Origin of the sequence: Tunicatimonas sp., from assembly GCF_049647865.1 — a bacterium.
Taxonomy (GTDB): domain Bacteria; phylum Bacteroidota; class Bacteroidia; order Cytophagales; family Cyclobacteriaceae; genus Tunicatimonas.
The window spans coordinates 1-18413 of sequence record NZ_JBARYM010000062.1; the positions used below are offsets into that span (position 1 = coordinate 1).

The following is an 18413-nucleotide window of genomic DNA, read 5'->3' on the forward strand; positions in this document are numbered from 1 at the left end:
CAAGCCTCTGGGGGTGTCGGGTGAATCGCTCATTCAGGCACTACACGTACTGCAACCCGAAATCTACGGACTGATTAATGATCCCGAGCGAGTAGAAATTAACGGGCTACTGTATGTGCTTGACCGATTACCACGCGGGATTGAAGAGTGCCGCTATATCAAATTAATTTCACGCGAAGGTTACGAAAGCTCAAATTTTGAGCATATCATTCCGGCGAAGCGTCGTCGTAACTGCTACCGGGTAGATGATCTACAGATGTATGTGGAGATGACCCGAGGGCGCAGCGATATTTACGACATTCTAACTCATCTGACTTTCCTCTACAATGAAGCTGAAAAAATTCGCCGTAATGCTCTAGATCACAAGGGGCGGGAAACTCCTGATTGGTTCAAATTACGCGAGCTGGTAGAACAAGAAGAGCGAGATGAAGAATGTGATCTGGAAGCGGCCTATTCATATTTGTCCAACGTACTAAGCCGCACTTACGAAGAAACTCAAGCAGCCTACCAACGCTTCGCGGCTGATTCTGCCCGCAATAGTCTGTTTCACATTGTGTACTATTTGGGCAAGCTATCAATTGAGGAAGCTCAGGGAAAAGACGACCGAGAAATTAAATTTTCCAATACCCTGCGCGAGCGAATTGGGCACCATGTCTACGGTGAAATGTGGGCTAATAATATTAAGTCTATTCTTACGGAGAAGAATCTGATTGCTCGTCCAATTCATATCATCAGCGCTAATCTTCACAGTTTTGTTAATACGATTTACGGCTACCATGCGCTTGGAAAATCAGATTATGCAGCAATAGAGCAGTTAGCTACCGCAATCAGTCAAAATAAGAAAACGCAACTAGCGGATAAAATCTGGAATTTTGCACTGAAAAATGGCCTCACCGAAGTGGTCGACCAATCGGGTACCAATATTTCCGTACAAATTATTGACATCGCTCAACTTCCTTCTAACCACATCGCTCCTGGAATTTCCCGGCCAAATACAAACGAAGAGAAGTTACCGGTACTACTAGTAATGGACTATGCTTTTGGAGAACAAGCCTACGAGTGTATGGATGAGCTACTCAAACCCTACGATGAAGAGCAGGGTAGTTATCCGCTAAAAATAGAGTCCGTATCAATTATGGGGAAAGCAGGAATATTAGAAGGAAGCAAAGGCGATATTATGATTCCGACGGCCCATGTATTTGAAGGAACAGCCGATAATTATCCCTTAGAGAATGAGGTAGATGCTCAAGCACTGAGCGGACACGGGCTGGAAGTTTTTGAAGGTCCGATGATCACCGTGCTGGGAACTTCGCTACAAAACAAAGAAGTGCTAAAGTATTTCTTTCGGTCTTCATGGCGGGCTATCGGGCTGGAAATGGAAGGAGCTCACTATCAAAAAGCCATTCAGGCGGCGGCAAAAATTCGCAATAGCATTAACCCCGAAGTGAAACTTCGCTACGCTTACTATGCTTCAGATAATCCACTGGAAACCGGAAGTACGCTAGCATCCGGTAGTTTGGGAATCGAAGGGGTAAAGCCTACTTACCTAATTTCTTTTCACTTTTTGCAGCAGATATTTACCGAAAAATCTAATAAAAAATTAGAAAAAATAAATACTTAATTAAAGAATATTTTTTAAATAGGTTGAGTAATTAGTCGGCGTTAAAGAACGTATTGAAGGTATTAGATGTTCTTATAAAAAGAATATTTAATTTATGAATGATATCGAGAATTCTCAGTCGATGATGACTGAACAAGATTATCAGCGTTGGCAACGATCGCTTCCTGCTCAGGTTTTTCTGAATTACTTTCACGCCCTACATCTGCATGTAAAGCAGGGTGATAAAGCGTACGAGTTGCCCAAAGTTACGCATTTTTCTCAGCGAAAAGCTCTGCTAACTGAAGTTGATTTGGCTTCAGTTCGGCGGCATTTGAGTAACAGTTGGAATACGGAATACACTATTCTTCAAACGGCTGCTTTGGGTGATGTAGACTATCAGCAGCATGCACTTCATTGGACTTTTCCGCAGGCATACTATAGTATAGAAGAAAGCTTAAAGGCGTTGCTTCGTGTAAATGGAAGCAATAGAGCGCCTACCAGAGTGCTAACTGCTGCCGGACGGCTAGTAAAACAAAAATTTTACCCTCAGCCAATTTCATTTTACGCTTTCGGTGAGGCGCACCATCCCAAAGTATACGGATTGCCCGCTGGGCGTTGGGCTAAACCTGCTTTAACACCAGCGCAAAATAAAAGAGAAGTCCAGAGTCAATTACGACAGTTTTTGCGTACAACGCACCGCCAGCGTGCTCAACGGGTTCGGAACCGAGTGCAAGGGAACCCAAAAACAGCTCTACGATCTGAACGGACGGGTGAGATACTTCGCCGGTTTAATCGTGAACATTGGCAGCAACTGGCTTGGCAAACCGGCTACACTACCGTATTTCATTTGTTACAGCGACTGGTGATATCGGCTTCTAACCGAGAAATTGAACGATTCGTTGTTGCTGATATTGATACGGAATTGTTTCACCAATGTCTGCTGGGTATTGTTAGTTATATCAACTTTATTCACGAAGCCTACATTGTCCAAATAGTTGGTGACGATACCTATACTACTTGGCTATCGGATCTGCCACCTTATCTGAAAAGTGGTTTTGTAAGTGAGCGATATGAGGAGCGTATTACATTAGTTACTAATCAAAATGCTGCGGCTTGAAGTCTGCTCGAGTATGGTTAGAAGGTAAGAAGTAACCGCAGCTCGCTTTTTGCTTATAACCGAAGGTAAAAGCTATTAAAGCCGCCACAAGCTATCCACGGGATTTCTTGTGGCGGCTTTATTAGTTTGCCCACGAACAATGCTTAAGGGAATTTTTAGCACTGGCTCCGTTTGAACAGTGAACATCAATCACTGAATGCTTTCCAACAAACGTATCCTGCTAACCATTCCTAAATTAGATCAGCTTTTTTTGTATTTCAAAAAATTAATAATCAAAGATAACTCAGATTAACATATCCTTAACGTTAGGGTTATCATAGAAAAGTTGTATTTTCAACTTTAATGTTAAATAAAGTACATGGTGAAAAAATTCATGACAATTTTGAGAAAGAATAAACCAATTTTCCTATTACCTATCATTGTTTCTGCGCTCAGTTTCAGCGGATGTAATAATGAGGAGCCCGTAGATTTACGCATTAAAGAGATGTCTTCAGAACAGGAGGTAGCTGTACTGGCAAAATCTATTGAAGCAACGGTATCCCCTGAATTAGCGGAAGGACTTACGCTCAGTTTGTGGGCGGTCGATTCTCTGGTAGATGATCCTATCGCATTGGATATTGACGATCAGGGGCGTGTGTACTACACCCGAACCCAACGAGGGCTACATTCGGAGTTCGATATTCGTGGGCATCAAGATTGGGAGATTGAATCAATTCAACTGCAAAATGTAGAAGAACGGCGTAGCTTTCTGCGTAAAGTACTGGCCCCCGAGAATAGCGATCAAAACGAGTGGCTACCCGATGTAAATGAAGATGGCTCGCGCGATTGGCGAGATTTAATGATTGAAAAAGAAAAGATCTACCGAGTAGAAGATGCTTCTGGCGATGGTTTAGCAGATAAAACCCAGTTGGTCGTCGATGGCTTTAATGATGAGATAGACGATGTAATGGGTGCCGTTTTAGTGAATGGTGATGATCTATTTGCAGGTGTAGCGCCTAATCTATGGCGCATCAGAGATAAAAACGGAGATGGCATTGCCGACGAACAAACTTCTATTTCGCACGGCTACGGAGTGCACATTGGCTTCGGAGGACACGGAATGTCAGGTTTGGAAATGGGCCCCGATGGAAAAATCTACTGGGGTATTGGCGATATAGGTTTCAACGGTAAAGGACCGGATGGTAAGGAATGGAAGTATCCCAACCGGGGAGTACTCGTTCGGGCGAACCCGGATGGTAGTGACTTTGAGGTTTTTGCCATGGGGTTGCGTAATACCCACGAATTTACCTTCGATAAATACGGTAACATCATCGGTCAAGATAATGACGGTGACCACCGAGGTGAGAGTGAGCGGTTGGTGTATATAGTTAATGGCTCCGATACTGGTTGGCGAATCAACTGGCAGTTTGGAAAATATAAAGATCCTAAAAATAACGAATACAAAGTCTGGATGGATGAAGGAATGTATAAACCTCGGTTTGAGGGGCAGGCAGCCTATATTACTCCTACTATCAAAAATTATGTAAATGGCCCGACCGGCTTTCTGTACAATCCGGGAACCGCACTGGGGCCTAAGTGGAAAGAACACTTTTTTGTAGCTAGTTTCGTGGGCAACCCTACCAAATCGGGCATTCACGCTTTTAAACTAAATCCAAAAGGAGCCACATTTGAGTTAGGTGAAACCGAACAGGTGATGGGCGGGGTGCTGGCCACCGGTATGGACTTTGGCCCCGATGGAGCTATGTACTTTGCCGACTGGATCGACGGCTGGTCTCCTAAAGAGGAAGGTCGTATTTGGAAATTAGATGCCCCAAGTGGCAGCGATTGGCCCGAAAGAAAGCAAACTCAAGAGCTAATAGGGCAAGATTTTACTGAAAAGAATGATGAGGCGTTAGGAGAACTTCTTAAGAACCCGGATATGCGGGTGCGCCAGAAAGCTCAGTTTGAACTGGCTAAGCGAGGGGAGGATGGTGCTCAGGTCTTTCAGCAAATGCTCGCACAGACTGAATATCAACTTGCTCGGGTACACAGTATTTGGGGTATTAGCCAGTTGGCTCGTCAAGACTCAGCGTATGCAGAAATCTTACTTCCACTATTACAAGATGCTGACCCGGAAATTCAGGCCCAGGCGGCGAAGTGGTTAGGTGATATGCGCTACTCCCCGGCTGCTGGCAAGCTAGTTTCTATGCTAAGCGATGACTATGATCGCACTCGCTTCTTTGCGGCTGAGGCTTTAGGGCGCATTGCTTACGAGCCGGCCCTTGAACCTTTGATTACCCTACTGGAAACGAATAACGACGAAGACACTTACATCCGCCATGCCGCCAGTCTGGCTATGGCTCGAATTGGACAAGCGGAACCAGTGGTAGCATTAGCTGACCATCCTTCGCGAGCAGTACGGATAGGAGCCGTAGTAGCCTTGCGCCGAATGGAAGAACCGGGAGTAGCTAAGTTTTTGAATGATGAAGACGAATATATCGTTACTGAAGCCGCCCGAGCCATTAATGATGATTATTCTATTGAAGCAGCTTTACCTGCTTTGGGCAATGTATTGCAGCAGAACCGATTTAGTAACGAAGCTTTAGTACGCCGGGCGATCAACGCCAATCTGCGGGTAGGTAGCGATGAGGCCCTAACCAATCTACTAGATTACGCGCTGAACTCTAGCAATCCAACAGCACTACGAGCCGAAGCCGTAGCGGCTTTAGGAACTTGGTCAGAGCCATCGGTACTGGATCGGGTAGATGGACGCTACCGGGGCGAAGTGAAACGTGAACCGGCTACTATTCAGGATGCAGCCTTTCAGCCGCTGATCCAATTGGCTTCGCAAAACGATGCTGGACTTCGCCTAGAAGCAGTAAGGGCTGTTGGTCGCCTTGGGTTTTCTGAAGGGGCCACCCAACTACTAGATCAACTAAAAAACGACCGTAGTGCTTTAGTACGAGCGGAAGCTTTAACAGCCTTATCTAGCTTGGAATATGATCAGATTGGTAAGGCAATTGAAGTAGCACTGACGGATTCTGAAAAGAGCGTGCGGGTAGTCGGCTTAGACTTAATGACTAAAATGGATATTTCTCCCGAATTGATGGTCTATTTACTTACTAATGTAATTGAGTCCAATTCGCGTACCGCCGAAGAGCAGCAGGTGGCAATGGCAACTTTAGGAACGCTTCCTGTAGATCAAACCAAAGATACTTTTGGGAAGCTGCTTACTCAATTAGAAAACGGTAAATTCCCACCCGAAATTTTAATTGAGCTAGCCGAAGCAATTGAGGAAACCGAATCAGATGAGTTAAACAATCGCTTAGAGCAAATTCAAGCGGCGGCTCCGGAATCATTTATGGCTTCTTACCAAGATTGTCTGTACGGGGGCGATCCTGAGCATGGACAGCAATTAGTATTCCGTCACTCTACCGCGCAGTGCATGAAGTGCCACGCATATGATGATTACGGCGGCAACGCCGGTCCTCGTCTCAACGGGATTGCCGACCGCCTGAGTCGGGAGCAAATTCTCGAAGCAATTGTAAACCCAAGTGCCCGAATTGCTCCCGGTTACGGAGTAGTTACGCTGAAGCTGGAAAATGGTGAAACGATCAGTGGCATTTTGCAGGAGGAAAACGAAACTGAGGTAATAATAAAAGTTGGTAATCAGCCCGATAAAGCTATTGCTAAAGCGGAGATTATAGAGCAGACTACCGCTCCATCCAGTATGCCTAATATGACTAGCTACCTAAGCAAAAAAGAGATTCGTGATATTGTAAGCTTCTTATCTACGTTACACGGTGACGAGATGCAAGCTAGTGTTGTAGCGGACTAATCATATAAAACGATAATTTTCAGCGACATCACCGGAATCATTGACAGAATTGATAAAGGTAGCATGCTTCGTCAGTGTAATTTTGCTTTCCGAAGGGTTGTACTAACTGCGTAACAATTGATGTAGCTTCGGACTTGTAGTTACCTTTTAGGGCAAGGGATTGTGGTACTTCCTAAGCTAGGATATTGTTTACTGAACCAAGCTCGCCGGGAAGATTCGACTGTCAAGGACTTTGCCTAAGCATAATGTATAACGGTACAGGTGACTGTCGAGATAACTACGTTCAGTTTGCTCGTACCCAATACTTAAATGAGCTAGTTGATTCTAGATTTACTGGTGATATTCTCACTCAATAGTTATTATTATCAACACTTTCTCGTAGATAGCTATTGTATGTAGCTGCAAAGTTGCTTTTCTTTGTAGTCTCACATAATCCCGTTACTTATGAGAATGGCCGGTATCGTCATGGCAATCGTTGGATTTATCGCTTTAGTATTTTCAGTTATTTCTCTTTTCGAAGAATTAAGCTTAGATCGTTATCCGCCGATGTTTGGTAATAGCTGGATAGTTATTATGGCTTTATTCTGGTTCTTCTCCGGGATTGCTCTGATTATTGCGTTTGGTAAAGAAGATAAACGTACAATCAAATAGTAGTTTGTGCGCTTCACTGAAGGTGCATGACTAACCCAATCTCGTAATCTAAGCGACGGTAGCGATTGCGTCTAGGCTTCACTGTTTCTACCGCAATAGTTTCCTGGGTCCAGGTATATTCAGACTTTTGATAAGGAATATTTACGTTGGATTGAAATCCTACAAATCTTCCCAATACGCCTAGCTTACTGTTTTTTCCTTTGAATATAAATACTCCAGCTACTATTTCGGGTGAGATGAAAAAGGAATGCTCGCGCTCAGTTTTATAGATAATTTCTTGCCGGAAGTTGCTATTTGGTACAGCTAGTCTAAAAGTTTCGGAGAAAGGCTGCGTGCTGCTAAACCCCAAGTTGGCTTTAACCTGAATGAAGCCTAAAGTACGTTCAATCCGATAGGTAGGCCCTAAAAAGTACCCAATGTCCCACACCGTACGGAATTTCTGATTGGCAAATGTTGGTAAACCAGGGGTTTTATTTCGGTAGTATTGCTCATAACCATTCATGATTTGATTAACGACCAATACTCCTCCGTTAATCCCTAGGTTTCCGAACATACGCTGCGATTGTAGTACAAAGCAGGGAGTAAAGTCTAGTAGTGCTACGTGAACCTCACCCCGCCAGTTGTCTCTGAATTTCAGTGAGCTATACAAACCAATGTACTGGTACGCTACTAAGTCCGGCTCATCGATGATGAGATGATTCATGAAATCTAGATAGGCACCGGCAGTAGGAAGACGGCGTACTGAACGGTTGCCAAACGAGAGAGCTACTTGGTATTCTTCAACCAGCGGCAACCGGGTTTGCGCTGGTGCGGGTGAAATAAATACCTGCAAAAGACTCAGCAAAACAAGAACGTACTTCTGCTTCATTGCAGATAAATTGTAGGTGAAGTTGCAGTTAGGGATCGCCCGTCGGATAGCAAAACCTCTACGGTATACTGCACTTCCATTGTCTCGGAAGGAGTGGTAAGCACCAGTGTTAAATCAACCTGAGGAAAGTCATAGGGTGCGGATGAATTTAGACGATGGATAGCTTCAGGAAGCGAGGGATACAACCATTCATCGAACGTTCCTTCTGCAACAAACAGCGAAGTAACCTCTCGTTCCGAAGGTAACTCTTTTATCATTATTTGATCAATCTGCTGACTAGGCACGAACGGTACAAAGCAATCGCAGCTGACGGCTACCGCTGTGGACCAGCCTAATGAATTGTGGTTCGGGGTTGAAAGGGTATGAGCCAATAGCGACGTATCGGAGATACTAAACGTGAAAGCAACAGCTTCTCTGTAAAGCGTATCAGTTAGTGCTGGTGCCAGAAAATCGCCAGAATTATCCATGAGGGTAATAGTAGCCTCCTGATAATTGAACGCAACCTCAGTAGGGTCACATTCGCAAATACAACTTCCTACCAACGAGGGTAAAATAATAATCAATCCTATCAGAATGGGTAATTTAACTATTCTCATACTTTAGATTTGTCCTTTCGTTAATGGACACCGAGCAAGAGAAAATAGTTGGAAAGTTTTTACCAAAAGAAATCAAACTTCCTTTTGTTTGTACAATTGCCACCAGGGTACGCCCGGCGTATTGTGATGTTCGTAATGGTAGCCAAAGAAATAACAACTAACAAACGCTAGCAGGTGATTTTTGCGCTGACTGCGGGACTGATGCTTATTATTGGGTTCACCTCGGTGGGGTAAGTAGGTGCCGAAGTAGAACAACTGCAACGTAGAAAGTAGTGAAGGGATAATATAAAATAAGATGACATTGGGTTTGGGAAAGAAGCGGATTAGCACTTCGTAGGTAATTGCCATTAATACAATCTGCCAAATACTAACATACTCCCGAGCGAACTTAATGTACCAAGGAACAAAACTACCATGGTGATAGTCTGGGTCTAGGTCAGTAGCTACAAACCGGTGGTGCTGATGATGTTTTGGAAAGAGCTTCTTATACGAGTTATAAGCGAATAGGGTCGCCGCAATGGTTCCTAGTGCGTTATTCCATTTCCTATTCTTGGCTACACTACCGTGCATAGCGTCGTGGGCTGTAATAAATAGTCCAGTATACAAGTGGGCTTGCAGTAGCATTAGTCCGTAGGTGAGCGGATTAGCAAAATCCACCCAATAGCTAGTGAGCAACCATCCCAACGATAAAAACCATAAGCCAATAATGACTAGGGCAATCCAGATTCCTTTTTCTTGATACCAACGGTTCATGTTAGACAAAGGTGTAGATAGGGGCTAAAGCTCCAATAACGTATCTCGAACTTCTTCCATAAGCCACATAGGAGTGGAGGTTGCTCCGCAAATGCCTACCGTATCGTAGGGTGTAAACCAATTAGACTCAACTTCTTCTTTCCGAGAAACGAAGTAGGTGTTTTCGTTTTGATTTTTGCAGACCTGATATAGCACTTTACCATTTGAAGACTTAGTGCCCGAAACAAATAAGATCTTATTAAACTGGCCGGCAAAGTTTCTTAGTTCTTTGTCTCGATTTGATACTTGTCGGCAGATAGTATCGTTAGCATTTACCTGAATGCCAGAGGATTCTAACGTATCTTTTATTTCATAAAACTTATCAGTGCTTTTAGTCGTCTGGCTATACAGCGTCAAATTTTTAGGTACTTCCGATAGGTTTAGTTCTTCTAAATTCTGGAATACTACGGCTTCTTGATTCGTCTGGCCTAGCAACCCTTCCACTTCGGCATGGCCGTGTTTTCCGTAAATGTATATTTTTTCCTGCCGATCGTAAGAGTTTTTTATTCGGTTCTGAAGTTTTAGCACTACGGGGCAGGAAGCATCAATCAGTTCAAGATCATTCTCCGCCGCAATCTGATACGTACGCGGTGGCTCGCCGTGAGCGCGAATAAGTACCCGCTCACCCTGCAGTTGGCGCAGGTCCTCGTGGTTTATAATCCGTAATCCCTTTTTTTCCAACCGGCTAACTTCCTCATCGTTGTGAACAATATCGCCTAAGCAGTAAAGTGACCCGAACTCATCCAAAACATCCTCGGCCATTTCAATAGCGTACACCACCCCGAAACAGAATCCTGAACTTTGGTCAATATCGACATCTAAATGTAACATCAGCGGACGGTTTAAGTGTAGTAAAGCGACTATAGGTAGTTGAAACGATGTCGAAAGTAAGTGCCAATTAGAAGTGCTAATTTACGATTATCAGGAATCCGGATGCGTTCCTGGGCAATTCGGGCCGCTGAGCACTGCTTAATTTTCTTGAATAAATTTAGGTAATAAACGTAAGCTAAATATACCCCTAACTTAGAGCCACTGGGCAAGCGTATAATTCCTTGATAAGCTTCATCAAAGTCTTGCTGAATATCTTGTTCAATCTGCTGTTTGGCCGTTTGTGTGAAATCGTTGAAATTAACATCGGGAAAGTAAACTCGCCCCCTTTCATCGTAATCACTCTTAATATCCCGCAAGAAGTTTACCTTCTGGAAGGCTGCACCCAACTTACGAGCGGGCTCCTCTAACGATTGATACTGCACATCATTGCCTTCACAAAATACGCGTAAGCACATTAAACCCACAACTTCGGCCGAGCCATAAATATACTCATGGTACAATGGGTCGTCGTAGGTTTGTTGTTCCAAATCCATTCGCATACTTCTTAAAAAAGCAGCAATAAGATCATTCGGAATGTTGTATTGATTAACTACACGCTGGAAAGAATGTAACACCGGGTTAAGGCTAATTTTCTCTTCAATGGCTTGGTAGGTCTCTTGCTCAAAACGATTGAGCAACGTCGTTTTATCATGCTGGTGAAAGGTGTCTACGATCTCGTCGGCATAGCGTACAAATCCGTAAATAGCGTAAACAGGGTAGTGAAATCGCTTGTGTAATGTACGGATACCCAGTGTGAATGAGGTACTATAGTGCTGGGTAATGAGCTTGCTACACTTAAAAGTAGTTAAATCGAAGAGTTCCATAAATTTAAAAAGGAGCGATTCATATGTCAGGCATATACAGTACCTTGATATTCTTTAGCTATCTCAGCGGCAACTACTTTACCTGAGATGAGAGAAGGTGGAACACCGGGGCCAGGCACTGTCAATTGTCCTGTATAATACAAATTTTTCAGCTTACTACTCTTAATACTCGGCTTTAATATTGCGGTTTGCTTTAGAGTATTGGCTAGCCCATACGCATTGCCCTTAAAAGCATTATAATCTTGTACAAAATCTTGGTGGGCGTAACTTCGTTTTACCACTACTGCATCACGAATTGACTGTCCGGTTAATGATTCCAGGCGGTCCATAACCAGATTGTAGTAATGCTCTCTAATTTCAGGATTATCCTCTAGATCAGGAGCGACTGGTATTAATATAAAAATGTTTTCCTGTCCTTCGGGAGCAACGGATGAATCGGTTTTGGAGGTAACCGAAACGTAAAACAATGGATTATCCGGCCACTTTGGATCGCTATATATGGCTTCCGCGTGCGGTGCAAAATCCTGATCAAAAAACAGGTTGTGATGCTGCAGGTTGTTAACTTTCTTATTAACACCTAAATAATACAATAGCGAAGAGGGAGCCATTGCTCGTTGATCCCAATAAGTATTGCTATAGCTGCGGTAGGAGGGGGGCAATAACTTTCTTTCTATGAAGTTATAGTCAGCACTACCCACTACCAAGTCTGATGTGAATATTTTATTTTTGGTAATAACTTCAGTGATGTGCTCACCCTCAAAAGCGAAAGCTTCTACGTTTTGACCGAACTCAAATTTTACTCCTAATTCTTCAGCCAGCCGCTGCATTCCTGCTATAATTTTATGCATTCCACCCATCGGATACCAGGTACCCAGTTGAATGTCGGCGTAATTCATTAGGCTGTACAGTGCGGGGGTGTTTTGAGGTAGTGCGCCTAAAAGGAGTATAGGAAATTCCATTATGCGAATAATCTGGTCGTTGGTGAAGAATGACCGGATATGCTTATGGAATGATTTAAAGACATCCATGCGAAGAATGTCGTAGAGTAACTGTGCACTAACAAACTCAGTAAGTGAACGGCTAGGTTTATACACCAAATTGTTCATACCTACACCGTATTTGTAAGCAGCCTGCTCTAAAAACTTATCAAGCATGTGACTACTGCCAGTTTCAAGGGATTCAAATAGATCTTTAAGTTCGTTAAGAGAAGCAGGTAGGTCCAGAAAATCATCTTTATCAAAGACCACTCGATAAGAAGGATCGAGACGAACTAAATCATAATAATCAGCTACTTGCTTGTTAAAGGAAGCAAAGTATCGATCGAAGACATCGGGCATCCAGTACCAACTGGGCCCCATGTCAAAAGTAAATCCTTGTTCATGAAAAAATCGAGCTCTGCCACCCGCAATGTTGTGTTTTTCAACAACGGTTACATCAAATCCGGCCTGCGCCAGATGAGTTGCGGCAGAAAGCCCCGAAAAACCTGCGCCTATTACTACAACGCTTTTTGGCATTAATCTTTAACTGAATAATTTTTAAGTACAGCTTTCAGTTCTTTCCGAGCAATGTGAATACGATTCTTTACTGTACCGATAGGAATATTTAAACGATCAGCTATTTCGTGGTACTTAAAGCCCCGGTAGTGCATCATGAACGGGGTTTTATAAGCATCATCTAGCTTAGCAATAGCCCGGGTAATATCTTTCATTGTAAAACTAGCGTAAGCCAGATTTTCAGTGATATTACTGGTGCTGTTGATGTAATGCAGATTTTCAGTAGTATCTATAAAGGTATTTCGGCGTACCATACGCTGGTAATTTGTAATGAAGGTATTCTTCATGATAGTGTACAACCAAGCCTTGAGGTTGGTACCATCCGTAAACTTGTCTCGGTTAGTAAATGCTTTAAGAATAGTTTCTTGAAGTAGATCGTTAGCCTCTTCCATGTCTTTCGTTAATTTCAATGCGAAAGGCTTGAGAGATTTAGACATTTTGTCTAGCGAATAGCTGAATTCTAGTGCAGTCATAAAAGTAACCTTTAGGGTTTGTTAAAAAATGCGGATAAACAATTAAACAATAATAGCGAAAAATGTTTATCTATTCCTATTAATTATTAAACAAAAAAAATAAAAAAATACGTTTTTAGCTTATTGACGCAGAAATTATAAAAAAATATATATGAAGTTGTAATAAAACAATTTTTAACTTCATTGACATTTTGTTTATCCTGCTTTCGGTGTAAGTTATACAAAATAAATGAGAAATAGTAAGGGCAATTGTCTTTATTCTAAAAACGATAGGTATCCAGTTAAAAATATTGATACAATAGAAATCAATACAGGATAACAGTAGGCTATACGGAAACTAGTTAAAACTGTTTAACCTTACGTTCGCTAAACCACGCAGGAGAGCATCAGAGGGGGATTAGTTAAAAAAAATGAATAGAACTACGCAGTTTGCTCTAGTCTATTCTCCTCAACAAATGAAATAAAATGCTCAATGCGGGTAAAAACGTGGGCATTATCTGAAGTAGTTACATCCTGTCCAATAATTTGATAACCACTAAGTAATATTTGTGAATCTGGAAATGTGGTAGAAAGACGATCAACATATTTTTGTACTTCTGATGCAGAAGGACTAGTAGTAATGATCGTAAGTATATAACTAGGCCGGTGTATAGTATAGATAGCTTCTAAATCGGCAAACGGAAGATTCTGCCCAAAATAGACTACCTTCTGCTGACGAGCTTTAATAAGATAGCAAATAAATAAGAGAGTAATTTCGTGTAACTCACCTTCTGGCAAATAAAGAAGATACTTGTTAGTATCATCTTTTGTATTCACATACTGCCCATCAATAGCTACTATAAGTTTCTGACGAATTAAGTTAGTAATAAAATGCTCTTGAGCTGGGTTGATTGCTCCGGTTTGCCAAAGAATGCCAATCTTAGAAAGAAAGGGGTACACTACATTAATCATGGTGCTCTCAAAACCTAACTTGAGAATGTTAGTAGCCATAATTTTTTCGAACCGATCTTCGTCTAAATCAACCATGGCCAAGATGAGCGTATTGATTTGATCGGGATATCGCAAGTTTTTTTCGGTAAGGTTAAGAACCTCATTCCGCATTTGCTCATGGCTCATACGTGCGATCTTAGATATCTTATGACCGTTGTCTTTTAGCAGAGCTATATTGAGTACAAGTTTCAGATCATCATTATCGTAGTAGCGAATATTAGTATCAGTACGTTTAGGAAGAATGAATTGATAACGTTGCTCCCAAATGCGTAGGGTGTGGGCTTTAATGCCCGACAGTTGCTCAATGTCTTTAATTGAATAATGGCTCACAGGTTGCTCACTTAATGATTATTGATATAGGTTCGAGTCTTGTCTTTACGTTGTTTAAAATAGCGGCGTGGTACTAACAATAGCCCGAAAGAAACTGAATCATCTCGTTGGTTAGATTGATGGTGGGCGCGATGAGCGCGCGTGATGCCATCAAGATAGTAATCAGCGGGGCGTTTCCATTTTATAGCCCGGCGATGGATTAAAATATCGTGCAGGATAAAGTAAACAAGACCATATAGTGTAATCCCGCATCCTATCCAAAAACGATAATCAAAGTCTCCTGAACCAAAAACGATAAGAATTATAGCAATACTACCAAAGAAAACAGAAAATAAGTCATTTAGCTCAAAATGACCCAATTGTTTTTGATGATGCGTCTTATGAATAGACCAAAGTACACCATGCATGAGATACTTATGGAAAGCCCACGAGAAAATTTCCATACCCAAGAAGCCTAAAATAACCAGACCAATCTCCAGCATATTGTTTTTTTTGTTAACCTTTTACGCAACTATAAGTTCACAAGATTAAACAATACTACTCAAAATTAAAAAAAAGACTACCTGGGCTATAAAAAGATAATTCGCCACTGGGTTCTTCTTAGAGAAAGGAAGATAAACAAAAAATAACTGTATAACCCAGGCAACTGCCAACCAACCTAAGTAATTTCTCAGCGGAACTGCTTCATCTTCCCAATGCCAGAAATCGAAGGAAATGGCTACTGGCTCAATGAAAAAATCTAGTGCAACCATCATTACTGTTGCAAATAAACTTTTGATTAGCGGGCCAAACGAAAGCGAAGAGCAAATAATACCGGTACAGTAAGAGAGGATAAACCAGTTGATTCCAATAACCAAAGGCACTCCCAAAACTTTGAACCCTAGCGTATCTCCGTATTGGTAAGTACCAAAAACTACTTCGGAATGCACTCCAATTATTTCTATTCCTACCCCCAATATAAACGTGAATGCTAGAAAAAATATAAATGCTCGATTCCAGTGACGATGAAAAAGCAGTAATAGGATAACTGATACCAATAAATTAATCGGCGTAGCCCACTGAAAGTAAGGACGAGTAAACGACCATGCCAGACCAATAATACCCGCTAAATGAGTTACTAGTAGAAAGCCAGCGGCAAATTGCCAGGTTTTAGTAAGCTGTTTTGTTTTGGCTACAATAGACGGATTCAAGAGAAATAAGATCGGTGTACTATACGTGAACGTGGCGTTCGGCGTGATAAGACGAGCGTACTAATGGACCTGATTCAACGTACTTTAACCCTCGAGCTAATCCTTCCTCTTTAAAATGCTCAAATTTATCAGGATGAATAAATTCAGCCACTTCAATATGCATTTTTGTAGGTTGCAGATATTGACCTAACGTTAAAATATCCAGACCGTGAGCTACTAAATCGTCCATAACTTTATAGACCTCATCATCGGTCTCACCCAATCCCAACATCACGCCCGATTTGGTTCGTTTATTAGCTTCTTTAGTTAATTTAATTTGATCCAAACTACGCTGATATTTTGCTTGTGGGCGCACCCGGCGGTATAGCCGCTCTACAGTTTCCACATTATGTGAGACAACTTCTTGTCCGGCATCAATCATACGATACAGTGCTTCCCAATTGCCTTTCACATCAGGAATTAACGTTTCAATAGTGGTAGTGGGAGAAAGTTCTTTCACCAATTGCACGGTCTGGTACCAAATTTCGGCACCACGATCTTTTAATTCATCGCGATTAACTGAGGTAATTACCGCGTGCTTCACCTCCATTAATTTGATAGCTTCAGCCACTCGACGAGGTTCATCGGTATCATACTCTGGGGGCCGTCCGGTAGCAACCGCACAAAAAGTACAGCTTCGGGTACAAACATTACCTAAAATCATAAAAGTAGCTGTACCTGCTCCCCAACACTCACCCATGTTGGGGCAGCTACCACTTTCACAAATCGTATGTAATTTGTATTGGTCAACCAATTTACGTACTCGAGCATATTCTTTTCCCACCGGAAGCTTCACTCGTAGCCAATTAGGCTTGCGAGTACGCTGGGTATTTTCTTCAGAAATTACCGGTAATTCAATCATAGGAAGGTAAAAACAAATGGTATTATTCTAAAATCTACTCTATCTGAACAGTAGAGTTAAGTGATTGATTCCCTGAAATAACTTAGAGTTGGTGTTATTACTTCCGCCCTCCGTAGAAGAGCATAATAAAAGCGGAAGGAAAAATTTGGCGATTATTGGCTAGGGGTACTAATTCGATTCTTTCAGTAAAGGCTTCAAGCTGAAATCCGGCTTCAAAACCGGTAACATCGTTTTTAAAAGTTCCGAACTCAAAGGCTAGAGAGGCTTTTATATTAGCACCGATTTTAATCTGGGATTCACCGATACCACGGAGAAACGGGCCAGAGCCTACAATTCGACTAGGTTCTGGATATCGTTCTGGATCATAAGCAACAGTAATCACCCGGTTACTACTCTCAGCGTACTGAATATAGTAGGGCATAAGCACTCCGAAGGTAGGGCCTCCGGCTAAAATAGCATTAACCTGAACACCCTGCTGGGGAGCCTTCTTAAATACTACCCACTCGCGACCGTATTGAGGCCGCACTGAAAAAAGGTAGTTAGTTTTGCCTAACAAAAAAGTGTTACCACTAACCCGTGAAGTGCGCCGTAGTTCTTTAGGATGCTTTACATTAACAATCTCTAATCCAAACGATTGGAATTGATTGTCATTGATAACTCGGCTAAATTTACCTGCAATGCCAGCAATGAGTCCGGAGTTAGTATTTTTGCTAATGCCCCAAATATACTCGCGACTATAATCATAGGCGCCTCGCTCTTGAGCCTTAGCCACCTGAAAAAGCCCAAAAAGGGATATAAGGAGTATGAAGCTAAAGAGATTTTTGGTAATTTTCCTGCTCATATGCCAGATAGTATCGTTAGCCTATAAATGTACAAAGTAAAAATTATCAATTTAGTATGCCGCACATAAAATCTTCTTATTTGGGCGAACTTCGTACTGAAGACATTCACCTAAAATCGTCTAATCGTATTATTACGGATGCTCCCACCGACAACCACGGTAAAGGAGAAGCCTTTTCTCCTACCGACTTAATTTGTGCGGCTCTTAGTAGTTGCATGATAACAATTATTGGTATTAGAGCACGTAAACATCAAATAAAACTAGAAGGCTTAGAGGCTGATGTCACTAAGTTTATGTCATCTGATCCCCGCCAAATATCAAAGATTCAGGTTAATTTAAAATTAAAAAGCACCAATGCTACTCCCGAGCAAATTACTATGCTGCAAGAAGCAGCACGAACCTGCCCAGTAGCTTTGAGTATTAACCCATCTATTGAGCAAGATGTTTCCTTTGACTTTTAATTAAGAATTAGCTAGATCCAGTACTTGCTCTTTAATTTTAGGATACGATACCATAGTATGTGATGCATCGTACACACATTGCCCTTGATTAATCACTAAAACCTGAGGCGATTCGTGCTGTACATTAAAAGTTGCAGCTACTGCTTGGGAAATATCTCGGTTACGAATTAAATCTAAAAAATAGACGTCAGCCGTGGGTATTTCGCTGGAGTTCCAAGCGCGTTCCAGGCGGCTAAGCACCATACTGCTAATTCCGCAACGAGTACTGTGTTTGTAGATAATTACCGGATGCTGTTGAGAGTCTTGTTTAATTTTTTCTATCTGTTCCGGGGTGGTAAGTGGTTTCCATTCCATAAGTTTAGTAATTCCAGATTTCCGCTTCTTTTTTGTCGTATCTTGGCTTACGGGTATTCTCTTTCAAATGTTTAGGCTGATCCTTAGATTTAAAGATTTGAGATAGCCAGATTCTTCGTTTGCGGTAATTCTCTTTTTTGTGGTACGAGCTTTTCTTGCGTGCCATCAGGTAATCCACACTAGGG

The 18413-nt window shown here is 42.1% G+C and carries 18 protein-coding genes and 1 pseudogene; 5 read left to right on the plus strand and 14 right to left on the minus strand.

What is annotated here, in order from left to right; translation table 11 throughout:
• The 4 genes from WBA23_RS02235 to WBA23_RS02250 form a co-directional block, all read left to right on the plus strand.
• On the plus strand, positions 1 to 1621 hold a 1621-nt coding region (locus WBA23_RS02235; protein WP_424580613.1), incomplete at its 5' end, for a DUF6909 family protein.
• Positions 1622 to 1715: 94 nt separating this feature from the next.
• Positions 1716 to 2717: a hypothetical protein gene (locus WBA23_RS02240; protein WP_424580614.1), complete on the plus strand. Its 1002-nt coding sequence runs from the start codon at positions 1716 to 1718 to the stop codon at positions 2715 to 2717.
• A gap of 373 nt (positions 2718 to 3090) precedes the next feature.
• A complete protein-coding gene (locus tag WBA23_RS02245; protein ID WP_424580631.1) occupies positions 3091 to 6534 on the plus strand; it encodes a HEAT repeat domain-containing protein in 3444 nt (1147 codons plus the stop codon).
• A 450-nt stretch (positions 6535 to 6984) separates the two neighbouring features.
• On the plus strand, positions 6985 to 7185 hold the full coding sequence (locus tag WBA23_RS02250; protein WP_424580615.1) for a hypothetical protein: 201 nt from the start codon (positions 6985 to 6987) through the stop codon (positions 7183 to 7185).
• Between the two features lie 13 nt (positions 7186 to 7198).
• Here the strand turns inward: WBA23_RS02250 and WBA23_RS02255 are convergent, their stop codons facing one another.
• The 12 genes from WBA23_RS02255 to WBA23_RS02310 form a co-directional block, all read right to left on the minus strand.
• A complete protein-coding gene (locus WBA23_RS02255; RefSeq protein WP_424580616.1) occupies positions 7199 to 8053 on the minus strand; it encodes a hypothetical protein in 855 nt (284 codons plus the stop codon).
• The gene (locus tag WBA23_RS02260) at positions 8050 to 8649 is read right to left on the minus strand and encodes a hypothetical protein (RefSeq protein WP_424580617.1); all 600 of its coding nucleotides are present in this window, start codon (positions 8647 to 8649) and stop codon (positions 8050 to 8052) included. The genes WBA23_RS02255 and WBA23_RS02260 overlap by 4 nt, the downstream gene beginning before the upstream one ends.
• 72 nt (positions 8650 to 8721) lie before the next feature.
• Positions 8722 to 9402, minus strand: a complete 681-nt coding sequence (locus WBA23_RS02265) for a fatty acid desaturase (RefSeq protein ID WP_424580618.1) — start codon at positions 9400 to 9402, stop codon at positions 8722 to 8724.
• 24 nt (positions 9403 to 9426) lie between these two features.
• On the minus strand, positions 9427 to 10272 hold the full coding sequence (locus tag WBA23_RS02270; protein ID WP_424580619.1) for a 4-hydroxy-3-methylbut-2-enyl diphosphate reductase: 846 nt from the start codon (positions 10270 to 10272) through the stop codon (positions 9427 to 9429).
• A 29-nt stretch (positions 10273 to 10301) separates the two neighbouring features.
• Positions 10302 to 11135, minus strand: a complete 834-nt coding sequence (locus WBA23_RS02275; protein WP_424580620.1) for a phytoene/squalene synthase family protein — start codon at positions 11133 to 11135, stop codon at positions 10302 to 10304.
• 26 nt (positions 11136 to 11161) lie between these two features.
• Positions 11162 to 12649, minus strand: coding sequence for a phytoene desaturase family protein (locus WBA23_RS02280; protein ID WP_424580621.1), 1488 nt, complete (start codon positions 12647 to 12649; stop codon positions 11162 to 11164).
• Positions 12649 to 13161: an RNA polymerase sigma factor gene (locus WBA23_RS02285; protein WP_424580622.1), complete on the minus strand. Its 513-nt coding sequence runs from the start codon at positions 13159 to 13161 to the stop codon at positions 12649 to 12651. Before WBA23_RS02285 ends, WBA23_RS02280 begins: the two co-directional genes overlap by 1 nt.
• Before the next feature lie 420 nt (positions 13162 to 13581).
• The gene (locus tag WBA23_RS02290; protein ID WP_424580623.1) at positions 13582 to 14481 is read right to left on the minus strand and encodes a MerR family transcriptional regulator; all 900 of its coding nucleotides are present in this window, start codon (positions 14479 to 14481) and stop codon (positions 13582 to 13584) included.
• A gap of 11 nt (positions 14482 to 14492) precedes the next feature.
• Positions 14493 to 14963, minus strand: a complete 471-nt coding sequence (locus WBA23_RS02295) for a sterol desaturase family protein (protein ID WP_424580624.1) — start codon at positions 14961 to 14963, stop codon at positions 14493 to 14495.
• Positions 14964 to 15008: 45 nt separating this feature from the next.
• The gene (locus WBA23_RS02300; protein WP_424580625.1) at positions 15009 to 15671 is read right to left on the minus strand and encodes a carotenoid biosynthesis protein; all 663 of its coding nucleotides are present in this window, start codon (positions 15669 to 15671) and stop codon (positions 15009 to 15011) included.
• 19 nt (positions 15672 to 15690) lie between these two features.
• On the minus strand, positions 15691 to 16572 hold the full coding sequence (gene lipA / locus WBA23_RS02305) for a lipoyl synthase (RefSeq protein ID WP_424580626.1): 882 nt from the start codon (positions 16570 to 16572) through the stop codon (positions 15691 to 15693).
• Positions 16573 to 16669: 97 nt separating this feature from the next.
• Complete coding sequence (locus tag WBA23_RS02310; RefSeq protein ID WP_424580628.1) at positions 16670 to 17413, minus strand: hypothetical protein; 744 nt, start codon at positions 17411 to 17413, stop codon at positions 16670 to 16672.
• A gap of 56 nt (positions 17414 to 17469) precedes the next feature.
• Between WBA23_RS02310 and WBA23_RS02315 the strand changes: the two genes are divergently transcribed.
• Entirely contained in the window at positions 17470 to 17874 is a 405-nt protein-coding gene (locus WBA23_RS02315) for an OsmC family protein (RefSeq protein ID WP_424580629.1), read from the plus strand.
• Here WBA23_RS02315 and ytxJ read toward each other — a convergent pair whose 3' ends face one another.
• The gene (ytxJ, locus tag WBA23_RS02320; RefSeq protein ID WP_424580630.1) at positions 17875 to 18228 is read right to left on the minus strand and encodes a bacillithiol system redox-active protein YtxJ; all 354 of its coding nucleotides are present in this window, start codon (positions 18226 to 18228) and stop codon (positions 17875 to 17877) included.
• Positions 18229 to 18232: 4 nt separating this feature from the next.
• A pseudogene (locus WBA23_RS02325) lies at positions 18233 to 18413 on the minus strand (hypothetical protein); the annotation flags it as partial.

Excerpts from the sequence above, each read along its gene's own strand:
- WBA23_RS02260 (WP_424580617.1), bottom strand. The coding sequence starts at position 8,649 with ATGAGAATAGTTAAATTACCCATTCTGATAGGATTGATTATTATTTTA.
- WBA23_RS02285 (WP_424580622.1), bottom strand. The coding sequence starts at position 13,161 with ATGACTGCACTAGAATTCAGCTATTCGCTAGACAAAATGTCTAAATCT.
- lipA (WP_424580626.1), bottom strand. The coding sequence starts at position 16,572 with ATGATTGAATTACCGGTAATTTCTGAAGAAAATACCCAGCGTACTCGC.
- WBA23_RS02255 (WP_424580616.1), bottom strand. The coding sequence starts at position 8,053 with ATGAAGCAGAAGTACGTTCTTGTTTTGCTGAGTCTTTTGCAGGTATTT.
- WBA23_RS02310 (WP_424580628.1), bottom strand. The coding sequence starts at position 17,413 with ATGAGCAGGAAAATTACCAAAAATCTCTTTAGCTTCATACTCCTTATA.
- WBA23_RS02240 (WP_424580614.1), top strand. The coding sequence starts at position 1,716 with ATGAATGATATCGAGAATTCTCAGTCGATGATGACTGAACAAGATTAT.
- WBA23_RS02250 (WP_424580615.1), top strand. The coding sequence starts at position 6,985 with ATGGCCGGTATCGTCATGGCAATCGTTGGATTTATCGCTTTAGTATTT.
- WBA23_RS02245 (WP_424580631.1), top strand. The coding sequence starts at position 3,091 with ATGACAATTTTGAGAAAGAATAAACCAATTTTCCTATTACCTATCATT.
- WBA23_RS02280 (WP_424580621.1), bottom strand. The coding sequence starts at position 12,649 with ATGCCAAAAAGCGTTGTAGTAATAGGCGCAGGTTTTTCGGGGCTTTCT.
- WBA23_RS02315 (WP_424580629.1), top strand. The coding sequence starts at position 17,470 with ATGCCGCACATAAAATCTTCTTATTTGGGCGAACTTCGTACTGAAGAC.
- WBA23_RS02275 (WP_424580620.1), bottom strand. The coding sequence starts at position 11,135 with ATGGAACTCTTCGATTTAACTACTTTTAAGTGTAGCAAGCTCATTACC.
- ytxJ (WP_424580630.1), bottom strand. The coding sequence starts at position 18,228 with ATGGAATGGAAACCACTTACCACCCCGGAACAGATAGAAAAAATTAAA.
- WBA23_RS02295 (WP_424580624.1), bottom strand. The coding sequence starts at position 14,963 with ATGCTGGAGATTGGTCTGGTTATTTTAGGCTTCTTGGGTATGGAAATT.
- WBA23_RS02270 (WP_424580619.1), bottom strand. The coding sequence starts at position 10,272 with ATGTTACATTTAGATGTCGATATTGACCAAAGTTCAGGATTCTGTTTC.
- WBA23_RS02265 (WP_424580618.1), bottom strand. The coding sequence starts at position 9,402 with ATGAACCGTTGGTATCAAGAAAAAGGAATCTGGATTGCCCTAGTCATT.